Genomic DNA, 21,480 nt, shown 5'->3' with positions numbered 1-21,480 from the left:
CGCCTTGCATGGTGCGCTCCGCGGAACCGCAGGAGGAAACACCATGCCGCTCGTCACCAACCATGTCCGCAAGCGTCTGGAAGCGGGCGAGCTCGCGCTCGGCTTCGGCGTCCATCACCTGCGCGGCTCCGCCGTCGGCATGCTGGCCAAGGCCGCCGGCTATGACTGGTTATTCATCGACATGGAGCATGGCGCGACCTCCGTGCAGGAGGCGACGCAGATCGCGATCGCGGCACTGAACCAGGGCATCACGCCGATCGTACGCTGCTGCAAGGATGCGCTGTTCGAAGGCACGCGGGCGCTCGACAACGGCGCCATGGGTGTTGTCGTGCCGCATGTGGACAATGCCGCGGAGGCGAAGGCCGTTGCCGCCGCCTACCGCTTCCCGCCGGTCGGCACGCGGAGCTGGGGCGGCCCACCCTTCGCCTACAACTTCGCCTCGCCCAGCCCGGCTGAGGCGCAGGTGGAGCTGAACAAGGACATCTTCATCACGGTGATGATCGAGACGCCGGAAGCGGTCGAGCGGGCGGATGAGATCGCCGCCGTCGCGGGCATCGATAGCCTGATGATCGGCACCTCCGACCTCACCGCCTCGATGGGGATCGCGGGCCAGATCGGGCATGCCGATGTCCGGGCCGCCTATCAGAAGGTCTCCGACGCCTGCCGGAAGCATGGCAAGGTCATGGGCATGGGCGGCGTCTATGACGAGGTCTACGCCCCCCAATACATCGCCCTCGGCGCCCGCTTCCTGCTCTCCGGCTCCGACCACAACCTGCTGCTCGCCGGCGCCGGCCAGCGCTCCAAGTTCCTCCGCGGCCTGCAGCCCGCCTGAGACCTTCCGCCCCCCGGAACCAAGCGGCCGCAGGCCGCCACCAGCCTCTGCGGGGCGAGCGCAGCGATGCCCCGGGGCCGCGAATGCGGCCCCGCGCGCGACTGGCAGCGGCGCCGGGCACGCCCCGACAGCGCGAAAGCCAAGGCCGCGCATGCGGCCGCCGGCGCCTGAGGCCGATAAAGGACTCGATGCCCCGGGGCCGCGAATGCGGCCCCGCGCGCGACCGCCAGCCGCCGCCAACGCGCCCTGACAGCGCGGAAGCCAAGCCGCTGGAGGCGGCGCCGGCGTCTGAGGCCTGTAATAAGACTTATTCTCATTCAACTTGCGAGGCGTTCGCAGCTAGGCTATCCCTCCGGCTCTTGCCGGGGGATAGCCATGCACCGCCGTAGTTTCGTTCATCTGGCCGCCAGCGCCTTCGCCGTCTCGGCGCTGGCATTTCCTGCCTTGGCGCAGGCGCCATCCCAGGAGCTGAACATCTATTCGGCGCGGCATTATCCGACCGATCGGCAGCTCTATGACACCTTCACGCGCGAGACCGGCATCCGCATCCGGCTGGTCGAAGGCGATGCCGACCAGCTCGTCGCCCGCGTCCAGAGCGAGGGGCGCAACAGCCCGGCCGACGTCTTCATCACCGTCGACGCCGCGCGGCTGGCGCGTGCCAAGGAAGCCGGCATCCTGGCGGCGCACGGCTCGGCACTGATCAACCAGCGCGTCCCCGAAGCGTTGCGCGACCGGGACGGCACCTGGTTCGCGGTGACCCAGCGCGGCCGCGTCATCATGTACGACAAGGAGCGCGGCCTGCCGCAGGGGCTGGCCCGCTACGAGGACCTGGCGGATCCGCGCTTCCGCGGCATGATCTGCGTCCGTTCCGGCAGCCATCCCTACAACGCCGCCATGGTCGCCAGCATCCTGGCCGCCGACGGCGCGCCGGCGACCGAGGCCTGGGCGCGCGGCCTGGTCGCGAACTTCGCGCGGCCGCCGCAGGGCGGCGACCGCGACCAGTTTCGCGCCATCCCCTCCGGCCAGTGCCAGATCGCGATCTCGAACACCTATTACCTCGGCCATTTCGGCCGCTCCGAGAGCGCAGAGGACCAGGCGCTGTTCCGTCGCATCGGCGTGATCTTCCCGAACCAGGGCCAGGGGGATCGCGGCACGCATGTGAACATCTCCGGCGCGGCGCTGGTGACCACCGCGCCGAACCGCGCCAATGCGGTGCGCTTCCTGGAATACATGACCGGGCATGAGGCGCAGGAGATTTTCGCGCTGGCCAATATGGAATACCCGGTGGTAGCCGATGCCCCGCTGCATCCGGCGCTGCAGGCCATGGGGCGCTTCCGCGCCGAGCCGGTGAATGCCGAGCGCCTGGCCGCGAACGTGGCCGAAGGGCTGCAGATCATCCAGCGCGCCGGCTGGCGCTGAGCGGGGCCGGGGAATAGCGCGGCATGTATGTCTGCATCTGCAATGCACTGACCGATCGGCAGATTGGCGACGCGATCTGCGGCGGCGCCAAGCGGCCATGCGAAGTCTACACCGCCTGCAACAGCAAGGCGCAGTGTGGCGGTTGCACGCGGACGATCCTGTCGATCCTCCGCCAGGACCCACAGGAGGCCAAGGGATCCTGACCCTTGGCTAACTGCCTGAGAATGCTTGTTAACTGCGATCGCCAGTTTTGGGCGATCTGCGGGCAGGCTGTTACGCTTCCTTGCAACCGGGGTGACGCGGACGCTATGCCAAGCCTCTGACAGGAGGCCCGGCCATGCTGCGCGACCCGAAGGTGATCGAGCACCTCAACACCCAGCTCACCAATGAGCTGACGGCGATCAACCAGTATTTCCTGCATGCCCGCACCTTGCGCCACTGGGGCGTCACGTTGCTCGGCAAGAAGGAATACAAGGAATCGATCGAGGAGATGCATCACGCCGACTGGCTGATCGAGCGCATCCTGTTCCTCGACGGCCTCCCCAATGTGCAGCGCCTGAACAACGTGCTGGTCGGGCAGAGCGTCCAGGAAATCCTCGAATGCGACCAGAAGCTCGAGGAGAAGGCGATCAACGACCTGCGCGAGGGCATCGCCTATTGCGAGAGCGTGCGCGACTTCGTCTCCCGCAATCTGCTGCTGAAGATCCTGTCGGATGAGGAGGAGCACGCCGATTTCCTTGACCGGCAGTTCGACCTCATCAAGCGGATCGGGATCGAGCGCTACACCCAGCTCAACAGCGCCCCGGCGCCCGACCAGGACGAAGGTGGCGCCAGCTCGGATTGAGTGGGCCGCCGCGCCTGTCGGGCGACCGATTCAGGCCAGTTGCTGGCCGGCGACCAGCCGGCCGACGATCCAGGACACGATGGCGATGATGATGGCGCCAAGAAAGGCGGCGCCGAAGCTGGCGATCTGCATGCCGGGCATCAGCTTGGCGGTCAGCCAAAGCATTGCGGCGTTCACCACCAGGATGAAAAGCCCCAGGGTGAGAATGGTGAGCGGCAGCGACAGCACCAGCGCGATCGGCCGGATCAGCGCATTGACGATGCCGAAGACGACCGCTGCGATGATCATGTTGAGCGGGCCGCTGAAGCTGATGCCGCTGATCAACTGCGTCGTGCACCAGAAGGCGAAGGCGGTGACCAGCGTGTGGATGAGGAAGCCCATCGCGATCGATTCTCCCAGGGGTGGGGCCGGTAGCGCAGCCGGGTGGAGCAGACCGGCGGACACGGGAATCCGTCCGTGCCGTGAAGCCGGGGAAAAGACCACCCCGCCGCGGTCACGTTGCCGCCAGCCCGCTGGCTAAACCACCTCGCGCCGCCGCCGCATCGCCCGCGTCAGCACGATGATCGGCAGCAGGCCGACCAGCACGATCAGCAGGGCGGAGGTGCTGGCCTCCGCCAGCCGTTCGTCGGCGGCCAGCGTGTTCACCCGGACGGCCAGGGTATCGAGGTCGAAGGGCCGCACGATCATGGTCGCCGGCAGCTCCTTCATGGTGTCGACGAAGACCAGGATGGCGGCGCTCAGCAGCGCGCCCCTGGTCAGCGGCAGCTCCACTTCCCGGACCGCCTGGCCGGGCTTGCGCCCCAGCACCCGGGCGGCGGCGGTCAGCGACGGCTTCAGCCGGGCGAGGCCGGATTCGATCGCGCCCTGCGCGATCGCCAGGAACCGGACCACATAGGCGAAGAGCAGCGCCGCCATGGTGCCCGAGAGCAGCAGGCCGGTGGAGACGCCGAGATGGCGCCGCGCCCAATCATCCACCGCATTGTCAAAGGCGCCGAAGGGCACCAGCACGCCGACCGCGATGACCGAGCCCGGGATCGCATAACCGAGCCCCGCGATGCGGGAGGCGGCGGCGCGCAGCCTTCCCGGATGCAGCCGCGCCGCCCAGGCGAGCAGCGCCGCGACCGTGACGGCCAGCACCGCGGCGCCGGCCGAGAGCGTCAGCGAATTGATCGCGAAGGGCAGGAAGCGGTCGGGCGCCAGCGGATCGCCGACCTCGACCATCATCGCCAGCAGGGTGCCACCCGGGACGACGAAGCCGAGCAGCACCGGCAGCAGGCAGGCGATGATCGCGGCCGGCTGCCGCCAGCCGGAGAGCCGCACCGGGCGCAGCGGCGGCTGCCGCGTGGTCATCGGGTGATAGCGGCGGCCGCCGCGGGTCAGCCGCTCGGCCAGGATCAGCAGCGCCACGCAGCCCATGAGGCAGGCGGCGAGCTGGCTGGCGGCGCCGCGGTCGCCGAGGCCGAACCAGGCATCGTAGATCGCGGTCGTGAAGGTGCGGACCGCGAAATGCTGCACGGTGCCGAAATCGGCCAGCGTCTCCATCAGCACGAGCCCGAGCCCGGCGGCCAGCGCCGGCCGCGCCAGCGGCAGCGCCACATGCAGGAAGGTCCGCGCCAGCCCGTTGCCGAGCGTGCGGGAGGCTTCGAGCAGGCAGACGCTCTGCTGCAGGAAGGCGCTGCGGCAGAGCAGGAAGACATAGGGGTAGAGCACCATCGCCAGCATCATGGCCGCACCGGGAAGCGAACGGATCTCCGGGAACCAGTACTGGCCGTAGTGCAGCCCGGTGGTGTCCCGGATCGCGGTCTGCACCGGGCCGGCGACGTCCAGCAGCCAGGTATAGGCATAGCCGCAGACATAGGCGGGCATGGCCATCGGCAGCAGCAGCGCGACCTCCAGCGCCGCGCGGCCACGGAATTCGCAGGCGGTGACGATCCAGGCCGAGATGACGCCGGCGCTGCCGGCCATCAGCCCGACCAGGAGCGCGAGCAGGGCGGAGTTGCCGAGCAGCTCCGGCAGGATGGTGGTCCAGAACTGCCGCCAGACCGCGCCGGTCGGCGTCGCCGCCATGACCAGCACCGCGATGATCGGCCCCGCGATGCAGAGCGCCACGGGAAAGGCGAGGGCGGTCCAGAACGGAGCGCGGCGCCGGCGGAGCGGTGGCGGCACGGGCGTCAGGGTGATGGCGACTGGATGCGACATGTTTGCAACTCCGCTACCATGGAAGCCGGCGGAGCGGGAGCGGGGAGTGGCATGCGGCGCTGGACGTGGATCCTCTTCGGGATGGTCGTGGCCGGCGGTGCGACGGCAGCGCCGCCCGATCCCCCGGCCGACCCTGTCGCGGCCGACGCCATCCGCCTGATCGAGCAGGGGCGCCCCGGCCTTTCGGTCCCGATGCTGGAGGAGGTCCTGGCGAGACGGCCCGGCGATCCGGACCTACTCACCTATCTGGCGCTGGCGCTCCGCATGGAAGGCAGGCGGCAGGAGGCCGCGGCGCGTTACGAGCAGGCGCTCGATCGCGACGCGGCGCATCTGCCGGCGCTCGCCTATCAGGGCGTGCTCTTCCTGCAGATGGGCGATCGGGCGCGGGCGGAAGCGAACTTCGCCCGCCTGGTCGCGCTCTGCCCGCAGGGCTGCCCGGAACGCGAGGACCTGCGGCGTGAGCTCGCCCGCTGAGGGGAGAGCCGAGCGGCGTCAGCCCGGCGTCCAGACCGGGGGCGCGACGCTGCCGACCTGCTCCAGGATGCGGCCATAGGCCTCCGGCCGGCGATGGGCGGCGAAGTTGAAGATGGTGGTGCGGCCGAGGGTGCAGTCGTCGAGGTTGCAGTCGGCGGTGATCAGCTCGTCGCCCCAGCTCGTCGCCTGGGCCATGATCTCGCCCTGCGGGTTGACGATGATCGAATGGCCGAACAGCTCGTGCCCGTCCTCGGTGCCGCCCTTGGCCGTCGCGACGCCGAAGCAGGCATTCTGGTAGCAGCCGGCGCGGACCGAGAGGTGCGAATGCTCGACGCGCAGGTGGTGCGCCTCGAAGCCGCGGTTGTCCATGTTGAGCGACGGCGTGTTGTATCCGAGCATGACGATCTCGACCTGCTGCAGCCCGAGCACCCGCCAGGCTTCCGGCCAGCGGCGGTCGTTGCAGATCAGCATGCCGATATTGGCGTCCGTCCCGCCGATGGGGGCGCGGACCACCGGGAAGCCGAGGTCGCCCACCTCGAAATACCGCTTCTCCAGGTGCTGCACCTTGCGGATCGGGTCGAATTCCTTGTGCCCCGGCAGATGCACCTTGCGGTACTTCAGCGCGATCCCGCCCGAGGGATGCACATAGATCGCGGTGTTGAAGCGATGGCCGTCCGGGGTCTTCTCGGCATAGCCCAGGTGGAAGCCGATGCCGAATTTCTTCGCGGCCTCGAACAGCGGCGCTGTCTCGTTCGACGGCATCGCATGCTCGTACCAATTGTCGGCCTTGCTGATGTCTTCCTCGTACCAGCGCGGAAAGAAGGTGGTCAGCGCCAGCTCGGGGAAGACCACCACCTCGACGCCGCGGCGATGCGCCTGCTCCATCAGCCGCACCATGCGGCCGACTGCGACGTCGCGGCCCTCGGCCTTCTGGATGGGACCGAGCTGGGCGGCGGCAAGGGTGACGCGGCGGGACATGGCGGTGGCTTCCTTCGCAGATGCGGGGTGCATGGGAGCGCGAGCTTGCCCCGGTGACAAGCGCGCGCCGTTGCGGCATTTGGCGCAGCAGGAGGAAACCGCCCATGACCTCGCATCCGATCGGCCGCAGGGCCGCGCTTACCCTTGGTGGTGTCGCGCTCGCCGCGCCGGCGCTCGCGCAGAGCGGCGGCTATCCGAACCGCCCGATCCGCATGGTGATCCCATTCCCGCCTGGCGGCGGCAGCGATATCCTCGGGCGCCTGCTGGCACAGCGGCTGGGCGATGCGCTCGGCCAGCCGGTGGTGCCGGAGAACCGCTCGGGCGCCGGCGGCAATATCGGTACCGACGTCGTCGCGAAGGCGGCGCCGGACGGCTACACGCTGGTCACCGTGTTCAACACCATCGTGGTGAACCAGTTCGTCTTCCGCTCCATGCCCTTCGACCTCAGGCGCGACCTGGCGCCGGTGGCGCGCGTCGCGCTGGCGCCGACGGTGATCGCCGGCGGGCCGAAGCTCAGCGCCCGGAACCTCGCGGAGGTGGTCGAGATCACCCGCCGCCAGCCGGGCACCCTCAATCACGGCACGCCGGGGCTCGGCACCATCACCCACGTTTCGGCCGAGCTGATGGACAGTATGTCCGGTGGCAAGCTGACGCATGTGCATTATCGCGGCACCGGCCCGGCGGTGACGGCGGCCGTCTCCGGCGAGGTGGAGCTGGTCTCGGCGCCCTGGTCGGCGGTCGAAGGGCTGGTGCGCGGTGGGCAGCTCCGCGCGCTCGGCAGCCTCTCGGCCCGGTCCTCGCCCTTGATGCCCGGCGTGCCGACGGTCGCGGAGGCGGCGAACCTGCCGGGCTATGCGGTCGACAACTGGGGTGCGGTGCTGGCGCCGGCGGGGACGCCGGCGCCGATCCTGGCGCGGTTGCAGGACGCGCTGCGGCAGGCGATCGACACGCCGGAGGGGCGCCAGGCGCTGGCGGCGCGCGGCATCGAATCCGACTACGGCGACGCCGCGGTCCTGGCCCGCACCATCGAGGAGGATACCCGCCGCTGGGAGCCGGTGCTGCGCGCGGCGAATATCCAGGTGGAGTAGCCTCTGCTGAGCGAAGCGTGATTGGAACGATATCGCATCATGTCCTATGCGGGGCTTCTGTTCTGACGCCGCATGGAGATGGATGATGCTGTTCCCGCTCAAGTTCCGTCCGAAGGACTCCTACAAGGAAGGGATGCGCCGCTTCGGCGCCAATCGTGACCATGGGCGCCGCAAACATGCCGGCTGCGACCTCTATGCGCCGATCGGCACCCCGGTCTTCGCGGTCGCGGACGGCACGGTGATCGCCGCCTATCCTTTCTACCTCGGGAGTTGGGCGATCGAGGTCGATCACGGCACCTTCGTCGTGCGTTATGGCGAGGTGAAGCCGAAGGTCGCGCCCGGGATCAAGGCCGGCGCAAAGGTGGCGGCGCGTCAGTTGCTCGGCGAGGTCGGGCTGCTCAAGGGCCTCAAGATGAGCATGATCCATTTCGAGATGTTTTCCGGCGCGGCGAAGGGCCCGCTGACCGTGAAAGGCAACCCGCCCTATCAGCGGCGGAGCGACCTGATGGATCCGACGCCCTTCCTGGATGCGGCGGACATGCAGGCCGGCAAGCCGCCGAGCCCCTGCTTCTGGTTCCCCGGCCTCCAGACCGGCGGGCGCGGCTTCGGGCTGGATGCGGATAGCCGCGTCGGGCTTGCCCATGGCGGCGGCCAGTTCGGCTTCACCAACGGGATGTGACCCGGGCGCCTCCAAGGGCCGCGCCGCTCAGCGCGGCCCGAAGCGCCCGCCCTGAGCGCGCCAGGCGAGGGCGCCGCCGAGGGCGCCGCCGAGGCCGAGCGCCATCATCGTCATCTCCGGCCTGGGCAGAGTGTGGGCGGCCACATAGGCGGCGGTGAAGCCCGTCACCAGGGCGACCGCCACGGCGATCAGGAGTTGCCGCGCCCCAGGGCGCGGCGGCGCCGCCGCCGATGGTGCCTGGCGAGACGGGCGGGGCGGCCGTTTGATCCAGTGCCGCGGCGGCCGCGCGGCGCCGCGCGGCCCGCCGCGGCGCCGGTCATGTGCGCTCATGCCTGGTCCTGGCGCGCTCACACCTCACCCAAATAGCTCTCGCGATGCTGGCGCTTCACGAAACGGCCGACGCCGGGCACCGCCAGCACCCGCGACCCGTCCCAGATCGGATGTCCCCGCAGGAAGGTGGCGGCGACGCGGGCCTTCATGGCGCGGCCGTGATAGGGCGACCATCTCGCTTCCGGCCGGTCCTGGATGCTTCCTTCGTCGAAGGTGAAGTCGCCCTTCTCCAGCACGAGGAGGTCGGCGTCCGCGCCGATCCGGATGGCGCCCTTCTTGGGGAAGAGGCCGTGGAAGCGGGCCGGCCGCTCGGCGCAGTAGCGGGCCATTAGGGTAGGCGACAGCCCACGCTCGGCGAGCAGCGTGTACATCAATGGCGCGAAGCTCTGCATGCCGGTCAGGCCGGCGCCGCAGGCGAAGATGTCGCCGGCATAGGTCTTGCGCTCGCGCGGCCAGGGCGCGTGGTCGGTCGAGACATAGGCGACCTGCCCGGCTTCCAGCGCGCCCCACATGCGCTCGATCTCGTCCGCGGTGCGGAAGGGCGGGTTGCACTTGCCGAAGCCCTGCAGGCGCACGAGGTCCTCCTCGGTCATGCAGAGATACTGGATGCAGGCCTCGCCGGAGGCCTTGGCCCCCATGCGGCGGAACACCTCCGCGATCTCGAAGCCGCGCGCCAGCGAGGAATGCGCGATATGCACATGCGCGCCGGTCTCCAGCCCGATCTCGAAGATCTCGAGATCGGCCATGGTCTCGCAGAGCGGCGGGCGGGTGCGGGCATGCCAGATCGGGCCGGTATTCCCGGCCGCCTTCGCCTCGGCCGAGAGCCGCTCGACGATCTCCTGATCCTCGTTGTGGACGCCGACCATCAGACCGGTCTTCGCGATCTCGCGGAAGGCAGCGACCATGGTCGGATGGTCGATGCGCGGGAAACGCACCGCGTCATATTCATAGGTGGAGAGCTTGAAGGAGCAGACGCCGCCTTCCGCCATGCCGGCGATCGCATCGACGCCGCCGGTCTTGGTGATGGTGCCGTAGAGCGCGACATCGACATGCGCGGTCCGTTCCACGACCGCGATCTTCTCCGCGAGGATGCCGGCATCGGTCACCGGGCGCGGCACGTCATAGGGCATATCGACGCAGGTGGTGACACCGCCGGCGGCGGCCGACAGCGTCGCCCCCTCGATCCCGGCCCAGCCGAGGGCGCTGCTGGTGTGCATATGGCCGTCGACCAGGCCCGGCAGCACCAGCCTGCCGCGATGATCCCCGATCTCGGCGGCCGGTGGCGGCGCGCCCTGGCCGATCGCCGCGATCGCCTCAGCCCGCACCGCGACATAGCCGCCGTGCAGCACGCCGTCGGGCAGCACCAGGTCGCCGAGGATCACGCGGTCGAAGGGGGCGGTCTGCATCTTGGAGTCTCCTTACGGGCCGGAAGCTAGAGCAGATCCCCGCTCGGCGAAATCCGGGCCGGGTGGCGCGGCGCGGTCGCTTCAGCTTAACGCGATCACCCTCTAGGCTGCCTCGCGCCGGCCCGTCAGAGGTCAGGGCAGGAGGAAACGCATGCCTATGTCCACTCGTCCCGTCGCGCTGGTCACCGGCGCGCGCCGCGGCATGGGCCGCGCCATCAGCATCCATCTCGCCCGCCGCGGCTACGATATCCTCTGCGCCGACCACAGCGCCGAGGGGGCCGAGGAAACCGCACGCCTGGTCGAGGAGGCGGGCGGCCGCTTCGCCCTTCGCGAATGCGACCTTTCCGAGCTCGAGCAGATCGCCCCCATGGTGGACTGGGCCTGGAAGGAAGGGGGCGGCATCGAGGTGCTGGTGAACAACGCCGGCATCATGGCCTTCGTCCGCGGCGACCCGCTCGATGTCACGCCGGAGTCCTGGAACAAGGTGCTCGCGGTCAACAGCCGCGCGCCCTTCTTCGTCAGCCAGGCGGTGCTGCGGCGCATGCTGGCCGAAGGCGCGCCGGGCCGCGGCAACCGGGCGCTCGTCTTCATCTCCTCGGTCAATGCCGAGATGGCGAGCGCGAGCCGTATCGAATACTGCGCCTCGAAGGCCGCGACCGCGATGCTCGCGAAGGTCTGGGCACTCCGCCTCGCGGAGGCCGGCATCCCGGTCTACGACATCCGCCCAGGCGTGATCCGCACCGACATCAACGTCTCGGTTCGGGATGCCTATACGCGCCAGATCGAAGCCGGCGCCATCTCTCCCATCCGCCGCTGGGGCGAGACCGAGGATGTGGGCAAGGCCGTGGCGGGCCTCGTCTCGGGCGACATTCCCTTCTCGACGGGCGCTGCCTTCTATGTGGATGGTGGCCTGCACATCCCGCGTTTCTGACGCCGCGGCGCGTGGCGAGGTCTTTTCCGCCCCTGGCACGCTGGCCAGCACGGTTTGCCAAGCATCTTCACCCGCTCGGGCTGCGCCCGAACGGGATCTGCTTGGGCCGATGCCACCAGCATCGGCTGCGTCAGCCGACGCACCAGGGACGGAAATCCCTCGCCACGCGTCTCGCGGCGTTAGGGGGCGGAGCGGGCCTAGGCAAGCGGCGGTGCCGGGAACAGGCGGCGGGCGATCGCGATCGCCTCCGCCGCGGCGTCGCCGGCCTCCCCGTTCCAGGCGAGTGCGACGCCGGTGGTGGCGACCGGTCCAGCGAGCGTGCGGAAGGCGACGCCTGGCGGGCGCAGCGCCGCCATACCGGAACTGACCAGCGCGATGCCGAGGCCGGAGGCGCAGAGGCCGAGCTGCGCCATCGCCGATCCGACCTCGCGCAGCGCCACGGGCTCGAACCCCGCCTCGCGGCAGGCAGCCAGGATGCGATCGAAATAGATCGGGCTGATGGCGCGCGGCAGCATGACCATGGACTCCCCCGCGAGCGTGGCAAGCGGCAGCGGGCCGGTGCCGCCGGCCAGCGGATGCGCTTCCGGCAGCGCCACCACCAGCGCGTCGTCGCCGAGCGGCAGCACCCTGACCGGCGCCCGGTCGCGGTCGAGGCGGACCAGCGCGATATCCACCTCGCCGCGACGCAGCGCCTCCAGCGCATCGGCGGTGTCGAGCTCGCGCACCGCGACCGCGAGGTCGGGCCGCGCTTCGCGCAGCCCGCGCACCAAGGGCGGGAGGAAATCGAACAGCGCCGAGGTCACGCAGGCGAGTGCCAGCGGTGCCGAGCGCCCGGCGCGCAACTCGCGGGCGAGGGCCTCGAGGCGCGTTGCATCCTCGGCGAGCCGCCGGGCCAGCGGCAGCAGCGCCTCGCCTTCGCGTGTCGGGCGCGCGCCCTTGCGGCTGCGCTCGATCAGCCGGACGCCGAGCTCCGCTTCCAGCGCCTGGATCTGCGCGGTGAGCGGCGGCTGCGAGACACCGAGGCGGCGGGCGGCGCGGCCGAAATGCCCTTCCTCGGCGACGGCGAGGAAATGGCCGAGACGCCGGACGAGACGGAAATCCATGCAGCGCTTTCCAGGTTGGACCTCGGGGGAATTCATTCCCCCAGGCTCCATACCGAAATCCTATCGTGCTGCCCCGTCAATCGGAATGGACGCGGCAAGCGAGCGGGGCGACAAAGCCGCACTGCACGCGGCAGGAGGAGAATTGGCGTTGATCAAGCATCCCGTGAAAGTCCATCCGTCCAAGGCGCTGCTGAAGCGCGAGGACCAGCTCGCCTGGAAGATGGCCGCGGTCGCGACCGACAAGGTCGCGGTCGAGAAGCCGGTCCAGGAGATGATCATCAACCGCATCATCGACAACGCCGCAGTCGCCATCGCCGCGATCAACCGGCGGCCGGTGGTCTCGGCGCGCGGCATGGCGCTCGGCCATGCGAAAAAGGGCGGCGCCACGGTGTTCGGCGTGAAGCCCGGCACCACCGTTTCCCCGGAATGGGCGGCCTGGGCCAACGGCACCGCGGTGCGCGAGCTCGACATGCACGACACCTTCCTGGCCGCCGACTACTCCCATCCCGGCGACAACATCCCGCCGATCCTCGCCGTCGCGCAGACCATGGAACGCTCCGGCCGCGACCTGATCCGCGGCCTCGCGACCGGCTATGAGCTGCATATCGACCTCGTGCGCGCGATCTGCCTGCATGAGCACCGGGTCGACCACATCGCCCATCTCTGCCCCGCCCAGGCGGCCGGCATCGGCACCCTGCTCGGCCTGAAGCAGGAGGTGATCTTCCAGGCGATCCAGCAGGCGCTGCACACCTCGGTCACCTTCCGCCAGTCGCGCAAGGGTGAGATCTCCTCCTGGAAGGCCTATGCGCCGGCCCATGCCGGCAAGCTCGCGGTCGAGGCGGTCGACCGCTGCATGCGCGGCGAAGGCGCGCCGAGCCCGATCTACGAAGGTGAGGACAGCGTGATCGCCTGGGTGCTCTCCGGCCGCACGCAGGCCGACAGCAAGGGCCGCAGCACGGTCTACGACCCCACCTACTACGAGGTCCCGCTGCCCGGCGCCGGCGAGCCGAAGCGCGCCATCCTCGACAGCTACACGAAGGAGCACTCGGCCGAGTACCAGTCGCAGGCGCTGATCGACCTCGCCTTTCGCATGCGCGAGACGATCGGGAACCTGGAGGCGATCAAGACGATCACCATCCACACCTCCCATCACACGCACTACGTGATCGGGACCGGCGCGAACGATCCGCAGAAGATGGACCCGAAGGCGAGCCGCGAGACCCTCGACCACTCGATCATGTACATCTTCGCGGTCGCCCTGCAGGACGGGCGCTGGCACCACGTCGACAGCTACGCGCCGAAGCGCGCCGGCCGCGCCGACACGGTCCGCCTCTGGCACAAGATCGAGACGCGGGAGGATCCGGAGTGGACCCGCAAGTACCACTCCCGCGATCCCGACGAGCTCGCCTTCGGCGGCCGCGTCGAGATCACCATGAATGACGGCAGCGTGATCGTGGATGAGCTCGGCGTCGCCAACGCCCACCCGAATGGCGCGCGTCCCTTCGGGCGGGCCGAGTACATCCACAAGTTCCGGACGCTGACCGAAGGCGCCGTCACGGCGCGGGAGGCGAACCGGTTCCTCGAGGCGGTGCAGGACCTGCCGCGCCTGAAGGCCGGTGAGCTCTCGGCGCTGAACGTCGTGCTGCCCGCGGGCGGGCTGCTCGACGCGAAGCCCGGCATCTTCTGACGATGCCGCCGGCCGCGCTGCGCGACGCGGCGCCTGGGGATGCGCTGAGCCTGGCGCGCCTCCACCGCACCGCGCGCGCGGCCGCCTTACCGGGTCTCAGGGAGGTCCATTCGGAAGCGGAGGTCGCGCATTGGCTCGCGACCACGCTCATGGCGCGCCACGCGGTCCGCGTGGCCGTCGCCGCAGGGCAGCCGGTCGGCTATGTCGGCCACGGTCTCGATCCTCGACACGGGCCGATGCTGCTCCATCTCTACCTGGAGCCTGGCTGGTGGCGGCGAGGCCTCGGCTCCCGCCTGCTTGGCGAGGCGCTGGCCGCCCATGGCGGGCGTCTCTCGCTCTTCTGCATCGCGCGCAACACCGCCGCGCGCCGCTTCTACGAGCACCATGGCTTCCGCGTCGCCGGCTCCTCGGACGGCGCGGGTACGGAGGAAGGGGAGCCGGACATCCTCTACGTCAGGGATGCCGCGCTGCCGCACGACCAACATCGCACCGGAGAACACGCATGAGCGAAGCTACACCCGACATCAAGAAGGGCCTGGTCGGCGTCTATGCCGACGTCTCCGCCATCTCCAAGGTGATGCCGGAGACCAACAGCCTGACCTATGGCGGCTATGCCGTGCAGGACCTCTGCGAGGAGGCGAGCTTCGAGGAGGTCGCCTACCTGCTCTGGCACGGGGAGCTCCCGAACGCAGCCCAGCTCAAGGCTTTCCAGGCCGAGGAGCGCGCCAACCGGGCGCTGTCCCCGGCGCTGCTGCGCGTGATCCGGGAGATGCCGAGGGACGCGCATCCGATGGATGCGGTCCGCACCGCCGTCTCCTTCATGGGGATGGAGGATCCAGAGGCAGGCGATGTCTCCGATGCGGCGCAGCGGCGGAAGGCGATGCGGCTGCTTGCCAAGATCCCGACCGCGGTCGCCGCCGCCAACCGGCTCTCGAAGGGGCTGGAGCCGGTGGCACCCGACCCGGCGCTGCCCTATTGCGAGAACTTCTTCCAGGTCGTCTTCGGCCGCGTGCCGCAGCCGGAGGTCATCAAGGCCTTCGACGTCTCGATGATCCTCTACGCCGAGCACACCTTCAACGCCTCGACCTTCACGGCGCGGACGGTGACCTCGACCGGGGCCGACATCCACGGCGCCATCGCCGCCGGCATCGCGGCCCTCAAGGGGCCGCTGCATGGCGGCGCCAATGAGGCCGTGATGCACATGCTGAAGGAGATCCCAGGGCCGAACGAGGCGGCGAGCTGGCTCGAGGGCAAGTTCGACCACAAGGCGCTGGTGATGGGCTTCGGCCACCGCGTCTACAAGAGCGGCGACAGCCGGGTGCCGACGATGACCAAATACGCCGAGAAGATGGCGGAGGTGGTGGGCGACCGGCGCTGGATGGAGACCTCCCGCGTGCTCGCCCGGGTGATGCTCGAGAAGAAGAAGATCCACCCCAACCTCGATTTCCCGGCAGGCCCCGCCTACTACCTGATGGGCTTCGACATCCCGCTCTTCACGCCGATCTTCGTCTGCTCCCGCATCACCGGCTGGGCGGCGCATGTGTTCGAGCAGGGCGCCGACAACCGGCTCATCCGCCCGCTCTCCTGGTACACGGGCGTCGAGCAGCGCCCGGTGAAGCCGCTCTCCGAACGCGGCTGAGGCATCGTCGGCGGGTGCGCGCGAGCGCATCCGCCGATGCCTCCTTCGATGCGCGACCGCGTCGCGCGCGCCACAGCACGACAGGATGATGCATCGCGCGTGCGATTTTCGTGCGCGCGATGCGGATTTTGTTGACACGCATGTTGCGCGTGCAGATAGCGTGATTCGCGCGCGCACCATGTCAATGCGATTCGCACTTTCGAATCGTCGCGGTCGGCAACGGCGTCATGCCGCGACGGTGAAGGCGGAGCGAGGACAGCAGCCATGGGGCGCCGCAGCAGGGAAGGACGGTCCATGGACCGCAGGCTCATGGGAAGCGCGACACTGAGCGCGCGGCCCGCACCGCCGGATGCCGCGCCGCGTGCGCGACGCCCTGGCGGGAGAGAGGCCGATGAACGCGTCGCGCGGCGCCATGCCGCAACGCGCGACCGCATCGGCGACTGCGGAACCGGGACGGCACAGGGAACGAGCAGGCGCGCAACGGGATCCGCGCACCATCGTTCCTGCACGGCTGGCCCTGCTGTTCAGCCCAGGCGGAGGAGCGCGGCTGACCCCAGCGCAACACCGCACCACACCGGAACGCAATTCGGAGATCCTGACCACATGACCGATATCATCGAGACCACTGAGGGCGAGGCGACCGAGCCTCGCGCCCAGGCCATGGCGATGGCCGCGGCCAAGAAGACGGCGAGGAAGCCGGCGGCGAAGAAGGCCGCTGCCAAGAAGCCGGCCGCGAAGAAGGCTGCCGCCAAGAAGCCGGCGGCGAAGAAGACCGCTGCCAGGAAGCCGGCCGCGAAGAAGACCGCCGCCAAGAAGCCGGCGGCGAAGAAGACCGCTGCCAGGAAGCCGGCCGCGAAGAAGACCGCCGCCAAGAAGCCGGCGGCCCGCAAGACCGCGGCGAAGAAGCCCGCCGCCCGCAAGGCCGCGCCGAAAAAGGCCGCTGCCAAGAAGACCGCCGCCAAGAAGCCGGTGAAGAAGGCCGCCGCGAAGAAGACCGCCGCCAAGAAGCCGGTGAAGAAGGCCGCCGCGAAGAAGGCGCCGGCCAAGCGCGCCGCGGCGAAGAAGCCGGCCGCGAAGAAGGCGGCGCCGAAGAAGGCCGCTGCCAAGAAGGCGGCGCCGAAGAAGGCTGCTGCGCCGAAGAAGCCCTCCGCTCCGCGCAAGCCGCGCGCGAAGAAGGCCCCCTCTCCGGCGGCTGAGGCCCCGATGATGGACTCCCCGGCGACCGAGACGCCGACGACCTGACTGCGCTGAGATCCCGGCGAGGGGGCGTCGTCCACCAGCGTGGACGGCGCCCTTTTCGCATGGAGGGCCTGCCCGCATGAGCATCGCCACGCGCCGCCTGCTGCCCACGGATGCCCTGCCGCTGTTCGATGCCTATGCGGCCGAGATGCGGGGCCTCCTGCACGGTCGCGCCGCCGCGCGCGCCGCCGAAGCCGCCGCGCTGATCGCGGCGGCACCGGCTGCCACATTGCTCGGGGCCTTCGCCGGCGATGCTCCCATCGGCTTCCTGGTGTTGCTGGAGCTGCCGGAGATCGTCTTCGCGCGCTGCTGCGGGCAGATCGAAGACCTCTTCGTGCTGCCCGCCTATCGCGGCCGCGGCGCGGCACGTGCCCTGGTCGCGGCGGCGGAGGCCGAGGGCCGCGCCCGCACTTGGTCGCATATCCGCTGGTTCGTGCCCGAAGGCGATATGGCGGCAATCGCCCTTTATGACCGCATCGCGGCGCGCACCGACTGGCGCGCCTATATCCTGCGCCTGGAGCCGGACGCCTCGCTATAGATGGCGCTTCGCCTCAGCCGAAGGTCGCGAGCAGATCCTCGACCTGGGCCGGCGTCAGGCGCCTGAGCCCCGGCACGCCGCGCAGCATCAGCGCGAGCCTGGCCGCTTCCTCCAGCTCCTCCGCGGCATGGACGGCATCCTCCAGCGTGCGGCCGGAGACGACGGGGCCGTGATTGGCCAGCAGCATCGCCCGCGCATCCTTCGCGGCCGCATGGACGGCCGGCTCCATCGTCGCGTCACCGGGGCGGTAATAGGGGATCACCGGCAGCCGCCGGCCGACGCGCATCACGAAATAGGGCGTCAATGGCGGGATCGGCGCGTCGTCGCCCGGCACCGCCAGGCAGCCGATGGCCGTTGCATGGGTGGAGTGAAGATGCACGACGGCCCCCGCATCCGGCCGCGCCGTCAGCACGGCGCGGTGCAGGAAGACCTCCTTCGACGGCTTGTCGCCGCCGACATGCGACCAGTCGGGTGCCAGGCGGCTGATGCGTGCGGGATCGAGCCGGCCGAGGCAGGAGTTGGTCGGCGTCATGAGGTAGCCTTCGGCGAGCCGTACGCTGATATTGCCCGCGGTGCCGACCGAATAGCCGCGCTCGAACAGCGAGCGGCCGAGGATGGCGAGCTGCTCGCGCATCTCTGCTTCCTTGGCCTTGGCGTCCTCATGCATGGGCGAAGGCCTTCAGGAAGAAGTCGCGGGTGCCGAAATTGCCGGACTTCAGCGCCAGATGGATGCCGTTCGGCTCGGCATAGGTCCAGGGCACGCCAGGGTCGATCTCCGCCCCGATGCGGAGCGCGTTCACGCCGAGGCGGGTGACCACGGCACCGGAGGTCTCGCCACCTGCCACCATCAGCCGTCCGACGCCGCGCTGCACCAAGGCTTCCGCGACATTGGCGAGGACGTGCTCGACCAGGGCACCGGCCGCGTCGCGACCGAGCTTCGCCTGCAGCGCGGCCACCCGATCGGGTGGCGCGGAAGCGGCGATGATGATGGGCCGCTCCTCGGAGAGCTTGCCCTCCGCCCAGGTGAGCGCCTGGGCGGTCAGCACCGCTGCATCCGGCGTCTCCAGCGGGTCGAGCTCCAGCACCGGCGCATGGTCGCGTGCCAGCCCGATCTGTCCGAGCGTCGCGCGGGAGCAGGAGCCGGCGAGCACCGCGAGCGCGCCCTTGGCGGGCGGCAGCGTCGCCGCGTCCGGGCGGTCGGGCAGCAGGCCGGCGCGCCGGAAATTGCCTGGCAGGCCCATCGCCACGCCGGAGCCGCCGGTGACCAGGGCATGCGCCGCGACGGCTTCCCCGATCGCGACCAGATGCTCGTCGGTGATGGCGTCCACGATGCCGTAGCGGCGCCCGGATTCCGTCAGCCGCGTCATGGCCTGGCGGATGGCGAAGGCACCCTGGTCGACCACGGCGAAGGGAACCAGGCCGACGCTGGCCTCCGTCTGCCGGGCCAGGACGCGCACCAGGTTGGAATCGCGCATCGGTGTCAGCGGGTGGTTCTCCATCCCGCTCTCGTTCAGGAGTGCCGCGCCCACGAAGAGGTGGCCCTGGAAGATGGTGCGCCCGGCGGTCGGGAAGGCCGGGCAGGCGATCGCGAAGCCGGTGCCGAGGCGGGCGGCGAGGGCATCCGCCACCGGGCCGATATTGCCCTCATCGGTGCTGTCGAAGGTGGAGCAGTACTTGAAGAAGATCTGCCGCGCCCCGGCGCCGAGCAGCGCCTCGGCGGCGGCGAGGCTGTCCGCGACCGCCTGCCGTACCGGCACCGTCCGCGACTTCAGCGCGATGATGATGGCGTCGGCCTCCGGCAGCGGGCCACTGGGCACGCCGATCACCTGGACCGCCGTCATGCCGTTCTTCACCAGCGTGTTGGCGAGGTCGGTCGCGCCGGTGAAGTCGTCCGCGATGCAACCGAGCAGCAGGGCCATACTGGTTTCCCTTCAGAGAGGATCGCCGTTCTTGCGGCTGTAGGCCCATGCGCCATCAGGCGCCATCCGGGCCGCGAGGTCGTCGTCCGGATAGGTCACGGAATCACCGGGCGTGCGGTCGCCGACGATCTTGGCAGCGAGGTCCGGCGGGTCGTTGGTGAAACGGCGGGGCGGGACATCCCGGGCGGTCAGGGTGACTGGCGTCATGCGGTTCCTCCGCGCGACAGACTAGACCGGTTTCATGTCGCCGTGCGATGCCGCCCTATGCGGGCAGCGCCAGGATATCCGCATGCCCGATCCGGGCGCTGAGGCGCCCGGCTTCGGCCTGGGCCTGGCGATCGCGGATCCAGCGTTCGATCGCCGCTTCGCCGCGCCGCTCCCAGGCGGAGGCGGCGAGCGCATGGCCTTCGGCGAGGGCCGCGGCCATCGCGCCGTCGCGGCGGCCGATCACCCAGGGGCTCGCCGCACGGTGGACACTGTACCCGTGTCCGGCAAAGAGCCGCGTGATGGCCGCCGGTGCCCGGGCGCCGAGCGCGATGCCGGAAAAGCCCTTGTCGCGAAGCTGATCGCGGGCGAAGCCGCGGGCGACCAGCGCATCCGCCGGATGCGGCGGGGAGAAGCGCTCGCGCCCGTCGACATTCATCGCGGCGTAGAAGGGCAGGCCGTATTCCGCGACCGCATCGGCGAGATCCGCCAGCCAGTCCTCGGAGACGAGGTCGCAGAGCGCGGTGTTCACCACGGCGTCGACGCGATCGAGCGGCAGATTGTCCGGCGCGTCGTTGAGATCGGCGATCAGGCCCTCGACGCGCCAGGCGCCCCCCGGCGCATGCACCAGCAGGGTGCGGCGGTCCGGCGCGGTGACGGTCCAGCCGACCGCCTCGGCGCGGTAGCGGATGGTCTCGAAGGCGCGGGCGAGGAGCTCGCCATCCGCGTCGACCAACGTCCAGGCCTGGGCGCGGCCGATCCAGTGGCCAAGCCAGCGCAGCAGCGCGCCGGTGCCGGCGCCGAGGTCGAGGATGCGTGGCCGCGCGGGCAGCGCCGCGGCCAGCATGGTGGCCAGTTCGCCATTGCGGGCGCGGGCATCGAAGGGTTCGCGCAGGTCGAGCCAGTCGCCATTGAAGCTTTCAGGCATCAGCCGGGGTCCCCCAGCACGGCCGCGAAGGCTGCGGCGCGATCCGCCCAGCGCGGCAGCGCTTGGCCGCCCTGCCACGATGCTTCCGCCATCTGGGCGCGGATCGCCGTGTCGAAGATCGGGCGGCGCATGCCGCGCGAGAGGGAGGCATGGTCGCCAGGGGCCGCGGTGATGGCGCTGCCCGGCGGCACCAGCTCGGCGACCGCGCCGCCGGCGGTGATGGCCAGCGGCAGCCCATGCGCCATGGCCTCGGCGGCGACCATCCCATAGCCCTCCCAATGCGTGGCGAGAGCAAAAAGGTCGCTTCGGTGATAGAGGGCGTCGAGCGCCGGCGGGTCGAGCTCGCCGGCGAAGGTCACGCGGGGCGCGATCGCCAGTTCCTCGGCAAGGGCCGTGAGGCCGTGGGCATGCACGGGGTCGCGGGCAGCGCCCACGATCGTCAGGTGCCAATCCAGATCGGCGAGCTTGCCGAGCGCCCGCAGCAGCACGTCATGCCCCTTGCGCGGCACCAGCGTGCCGACGCTCAGGATCGCGCAGCCGGGGCCGCCGCTGCCGGCGGCGCGCCGGGCGGGATCGGTGCCGGGCTCGACCACCGCGATGCGGGCCGGGTCGACGCCGAATTCCTCCGGCAGGCGGCGCGCGGTGAGCGGCGAGGTGGCGATGAGGCGCGCGAGCTTCGGGAACAGCGCCCGCTCGCGGTGCCGCAGCGCCACGCGGTCGGCCTCCGGGAAGCCGGTCTCGAGCGCGGTCGGATGATGGATCAGCCCGACTGCGCTGCGCCCCGCCAGCGCATCTTCGACGGGCAGGAAGGCCGGCAGGCCGAGGCCGTCGATGACGATGCGCGCATCCGCGGGCACCGCATCCAGCGCCGCGCGGGCGGCGGCTTCCGCCGCCGCATCCGGCAGCGGATGGCGGCCGGCGAGCTCGACCACCTGCACGTCATGGCCGAGCGCGCGCAGCCCCTCGACCATGCGGCGATCATAGATGTAGCCGCCCGAGATGGTGTCGAAGGGACCTGGGACGAGAAGCGCGACCTTCATCAT

General features: G+C 70.3%; 25 protein-coding genes. 14 read left to right on the top strand and 11 right to left on the bottom strand.

Going from position 1 to position 21,480, the window contains the following annotated elements:
- Positions 1–43 precede the first annotated feature (43 nt).
- The 4 genes from GXW71_RS15600 to bfr all read left to right on the top strand — a co-directional run bounded on the left by GXW71_RS15600 (position 44) and on the right by bfr (position 3,095).
- Positions 44–832 (top strand): HpcH/HpaI aldolase family protein, encoded by a 789-nt coding sequence (locus GXW71_RS15600; RefSeq protein WP_211853454.1) that lies wholly within the window; start codon positions 44–46, stop codon positions 830–832.
- A gap of 375 nt (positions 833–1,207) precedes the next feature.
- A complete protein-coding gene (locus GXW71_RS15595) occupies positions 1,208–2,251 on the top strand; it encodes a Fe(3+) ABC transporter substrate-binding protein (RefSeq protein WP_211853453.1) in 1,044 nt (347 codons plus the stop codon).
- A gap of 23 nt (positions 2,252–2,274) precedes the next feature.
- On the top strand, positions 2,275–2,454 hold the full coding sequence (locus GXW71_RS15590; RefSeq protein WP_211853452.1) for a (2Fe-2S)-binding protein: 180 nt from the start codon (positions 2,275–2,277) through the stop codon (positions 2,452–2,454).
- A 134-nt stretch (positions 2,455–2,588) separates the two neighbouring features.
- A complete protein-coding gene (gene bfr / locus GXW71_RS15585; RefSeq protein WP_211853451.1) occupies positions 2,589–3,095 on the top strand; it encodes a bacterioferritin in 507 nt (168 codons plus the stop codon).
- Positions 3,096–3,125: 30 nt separating this feature from the next.
- Here the strand turns inward: bfr and GXW71_RS15580 are convergent, their stop codons facing one another.
- Together GXW71_RS15580 and GXW71_RS15575 are read right to left on the bottom strand one after the other, a co-directional pair.
- Positions 3,126–3,476 (bottom strand): phage holin family protein, encoded by a 351-nt coding sequence (locus tag GXW71_RS15580; RefSeq protein WP_211853450.1) that lies wholly within the window; start codon positions 3,474–3,476, stop codon positions 3,126–3,128.
- 135 nt (positions 3,477–3,611) lie between these two features.
- Positions 3,612–5,294: an ABC transporter permease gene (locus tag GXW71_RS15575; RefSeq protein WP_211853449.1), complete on the bottom strand. Its 1,683-nt coding sequence runs from the start codon at positions 5,292–5,294 to the stop codon at positions 3,612–3,614.
- A gap of 51 nt (positions 5,295–5,345) precedes the next feature.
- On the opposite strand from GXW71_RS15575, the gene GXW71_RS15570 reads away from it, so the two are divergent.
- Positions 5,346–5,768 (top strand): tetratricopeptide repeat protein, encoded by a 423-nt coding sequence (locus GXW71_RS15570; RefSeq protein ID WP_211853448.1) that lies wholly within the window; start codon positions 5,346–5,348, stop codon positions 5,766–5,768.
- A gap of 18 nt (positions 5,769–5,786) precedes the next feature.
- On the opposite strand, the gene GXW71_RS15565 is transcribed toward GXW71_RS15570, so the two are convergent.
- Positions 5,787–6,746 (bottom strand): N-carbamoyl-D-amino-acid hydrolase, encoded by a 960-nt coding sequence (locus GXW71_RS15565; protein ID WP_211853447.1) that lies wholly within the window; start codon positions 6,744–6,746, stop codon positions 5,787–5,789.
- A 104-nt stretch (positions 6,747–6,850) separates the two neighbouring features.
- Between GXW71_RS15565 and GXW71_RS15560 the strand changes: the two genes are divergently transcribed.
- Positions 6,851–7,834 carry a Bug family tripartite tricarboxylate transporter substrate binding protein gene (locus GXW71_RS15560; protein WP_211853446.1) on the top strand — a complete coding sequence of 328 codons (984 nt, stop codon included), beginning with the start codon at positions 6,851–6,853 and terminating at the stop codon, positions 7,832–7,834.
- An 85-nt stretch (positions 7,835–7,919) separates the two neighbouring features.
- Positions 7,920–8,513 (top strand): M23 family metallopeptidase, encoded by a 594-nt coding sequence (locus GXW71_RS15555; RefSeq protein WP_211853445.1) that lies wholly within the window; start codon positions 7,920–7,922, stop codon positions 8,511–8,513.
- Between the two features lie 27 nt (positions 8,514–8,540).
- Here the strand turns inward: GXW71_RS15555 and GXW71_RS15550 are convergent, their stop codons facing one another.
- Entirely contained in the window at positions 8,541–8,843 is a 303-nt protein-coding gene (locus GXW71_RS15550) for a hypothetical protein (RefSeq protein WP_211853444.1), read from the bottom strand.
- A 17-nt stretch (positions 8,844–8,860) separates the two neighbouring features.
- Positions 8,861–10,249 carry a dihydroorotase gene (locus tag GXW71_RS15545; RefSeq protein WP_211853443.1) on the bottom strand — a complete coding sequence of 463 codons (1,389 nt, stop codon included), beginning with the start codon at positions 10,247–10,249 and terminating at the stop codon, positions 8,861–8,863.
- Between the two features lie 157 nt (positions 10,250–10,406).
- Here GXW71_RS15545 and GXW71_RS15540 point away from each other — a divergent pair, with 157 nt between their 5' ends.
- Positions 10,407–11,180, top strand: a complete 774-nt coding sequence (locus tag GXW71_RS15540) for a 3-ketoacyl-ACP reductase (RefSeq protein ID WP_211853442.1) — start codon at positions 10,407–10,409, stop codon at positions 11,178–11,180.
- A 197-nt stretch (positions 11,181–11,377) separates the two neighbouring features.
- Here the strand turns inward: GXW71_RS15540 and GXW71_RS15535 are convergent, their stop codons facing one another.
- Positions 11,378–12,283 carry a LysR family transcriptional regulator gene (locus GXW71_RS15535; protein ID WP_211853441.1) on the bottom strand — a complete coding sequence of 302 codons (906 nt, stop codon included), beginning with the start codon at positions 12,281–12,283 and terminating at the stop codon, positions 11,378–11,380.
- A 148-nt stretch (positions 12,284–12,431) separates the two neighbouring features.
- Between GXW71_RS15535 and GXW71_RS15530 the strand changes: the two genes are divergently transcribed.
- The 6 genes from GXW71_RS15530 (at position 12,432) to GXW71_RS15505 (ending at position 17,386) form a co-directional block, all read left to right on the top strand.
- Positions 12,432–13,970: an MmgE/PrpD family protein gene (locus tag GXW71_RS15530; RefSeq protein ID WP_211853440.1), complete on the top strand. Its 1,539-nt coding sequence runs from the start codon at positions 12,432–12,434 to the stop codon at positions 13,968–13,970.
- A 2-nt stretch (positions 13,971–13,972) separates the two neighbouring features.
- On the top strand, positions 13,973–14,476 hold the full coding sequence (locus GXW71_RS15525; RefSeq protein WP_211853439.1) for a GNAT family N-acetyltransferase: 504 nt from the start codon (positions 13,973–13,975) through the stop codon (positions 14,474–14,476).
- Positions 14,473–15,609: a bifunctional 2-methylcitrate synthase/citrate synthase gene (locus GXW71_RS15520; protein ID WP_211853438.1), complete on the top strand. Its 1,137-nt coding sequence runs from the start codon at positions 14,473–14,475 to the stop codon at positions 15,607–15,609. The genes GXW71_RS15525 and GXW71_RS15520 overlap by 4 nt, the downstream gene beginning before the upstream one ends.
- Positions 15,610–16,000: 391 nt before the next feature.
- Positions 16,001–16,216, top strand: a complete 216-nt coding sequence (locus tag GXW71_RS15515; RefSeq protein ID WP_211853437.1) for a hypothetical protein — start codon at positions 16,001–16,003, stop codon at positions 16,214–16,216.
- On the top strand, positions 16,213–16,851 hold the full coding sequence (locus GXW71_RS15510) for a histone H1-like repetitive region-containing protein (RefSeq protein ID WP_211853436.1): 639 nt from the start codon (positions 16,213–16,215) through the stop codon (positions 16,849–16,851). The genes GXW71_RS15515 and GXW71_RS15510 overlap by 4 nt, the downstream gene beginning before the upstream one ends.
- A 76-nt stretch (positions 16,852–16,927) precedes the next feature.
- Entirely contained in the window at positions 16,928–17,386 is a 459-nt protein-coding gene (locus GXW71_RS15505) for a GNAT family N-acetyltransferase (RefSeq protein ID WP_211853435.1), read from the top strand.
- 13 nt (positions 17,387–17,399) lie between these two features.
- On the opposite strand, the gene otnC is transcribed toward GXW71_RS15505, so the two are convergent.
- Genes otnC through GXW71_RS15480 form a run of 5 tightly spaced genes read right to left on the bottom strand, consistent with a single transcriptional unit; the run spans position 17,400 to position 21,480 of the window.
- On the bottom strand, positions 17,400–18,053 hold the full coding sequence (otnC, locus tag GXW71_RS15500) for a 3-oxo-tetronate 4-phosphate decarboxylase (protein ID WP_211853434.1): 654 nt from the start codon (positions 18,051–18,053) through the stop codon (positions 17,400–17,402).
- Positions 18,046–19,305, bottom strand: coding sequence for a 3-oxo-tetronate kinase (gene otnK / locus GXW71_RS15495; RefSeq protein ID WP_211853433.1), 1,260 nt, complete (start codon positions 19,303–19,305; stop codon positions 18,046–18,048). Before otnK ends, otnC begins: the two co-directional genes overlap by 8 nt.
- 12 nt (positions 19,306–19,317) lie before the next feature.
- Positions 19,318–19,512, bottom strand: coding sequence for a hypothetical protein (locus tag GXW71_RS15490; protein WP_211853432.1), 195 nt, complete (start codon positions 19,510–19,512; stop codon positions 19,318–19,320).
- A gap of 55 nt (positions 19,513–19,567) precedes the next feature.
- Complete coding sequence (locus tag GXW71_RS15485; RefSeq protein ID WP_211853431.1) at positions 19,568–20,437, bottom strand: methyltransferase domain-containing protein; 870 nt, start codon at positions 20,435–20,437, stop codon at positions 19,568–19,570.
- Positions 20,437–21,480, bottom strand: coding sequence for a glycosyltransferase family 4 protein (locus GXW71_RS15480; RefSeq protein ID WP_246526605.1), 1,044 nt, complete (start codon positions 21,478–21,480; stop codon positions 20,437–20,439). Before GXW71_RS15480 ends, GXW71_RS15485 begins: the two co-directional genes overlap by 1 nt.

This window comes from Plastoroseomonas hellenica (assembly GCF_018129085.1).
Classification (GTDB): domain Bacteria; phylum Pseudomonadota; class Alphaproteobacteria; order Acetobacterales; family Acetobacteraceae; genus Plastoroseomonas; species Plastoroseomonas hellenica.
The sequence above is the reverse complement of the archived record's forward strand: the minus strand, read 5'-3'. Positions and strand labels throughout refer to the sequence as shown.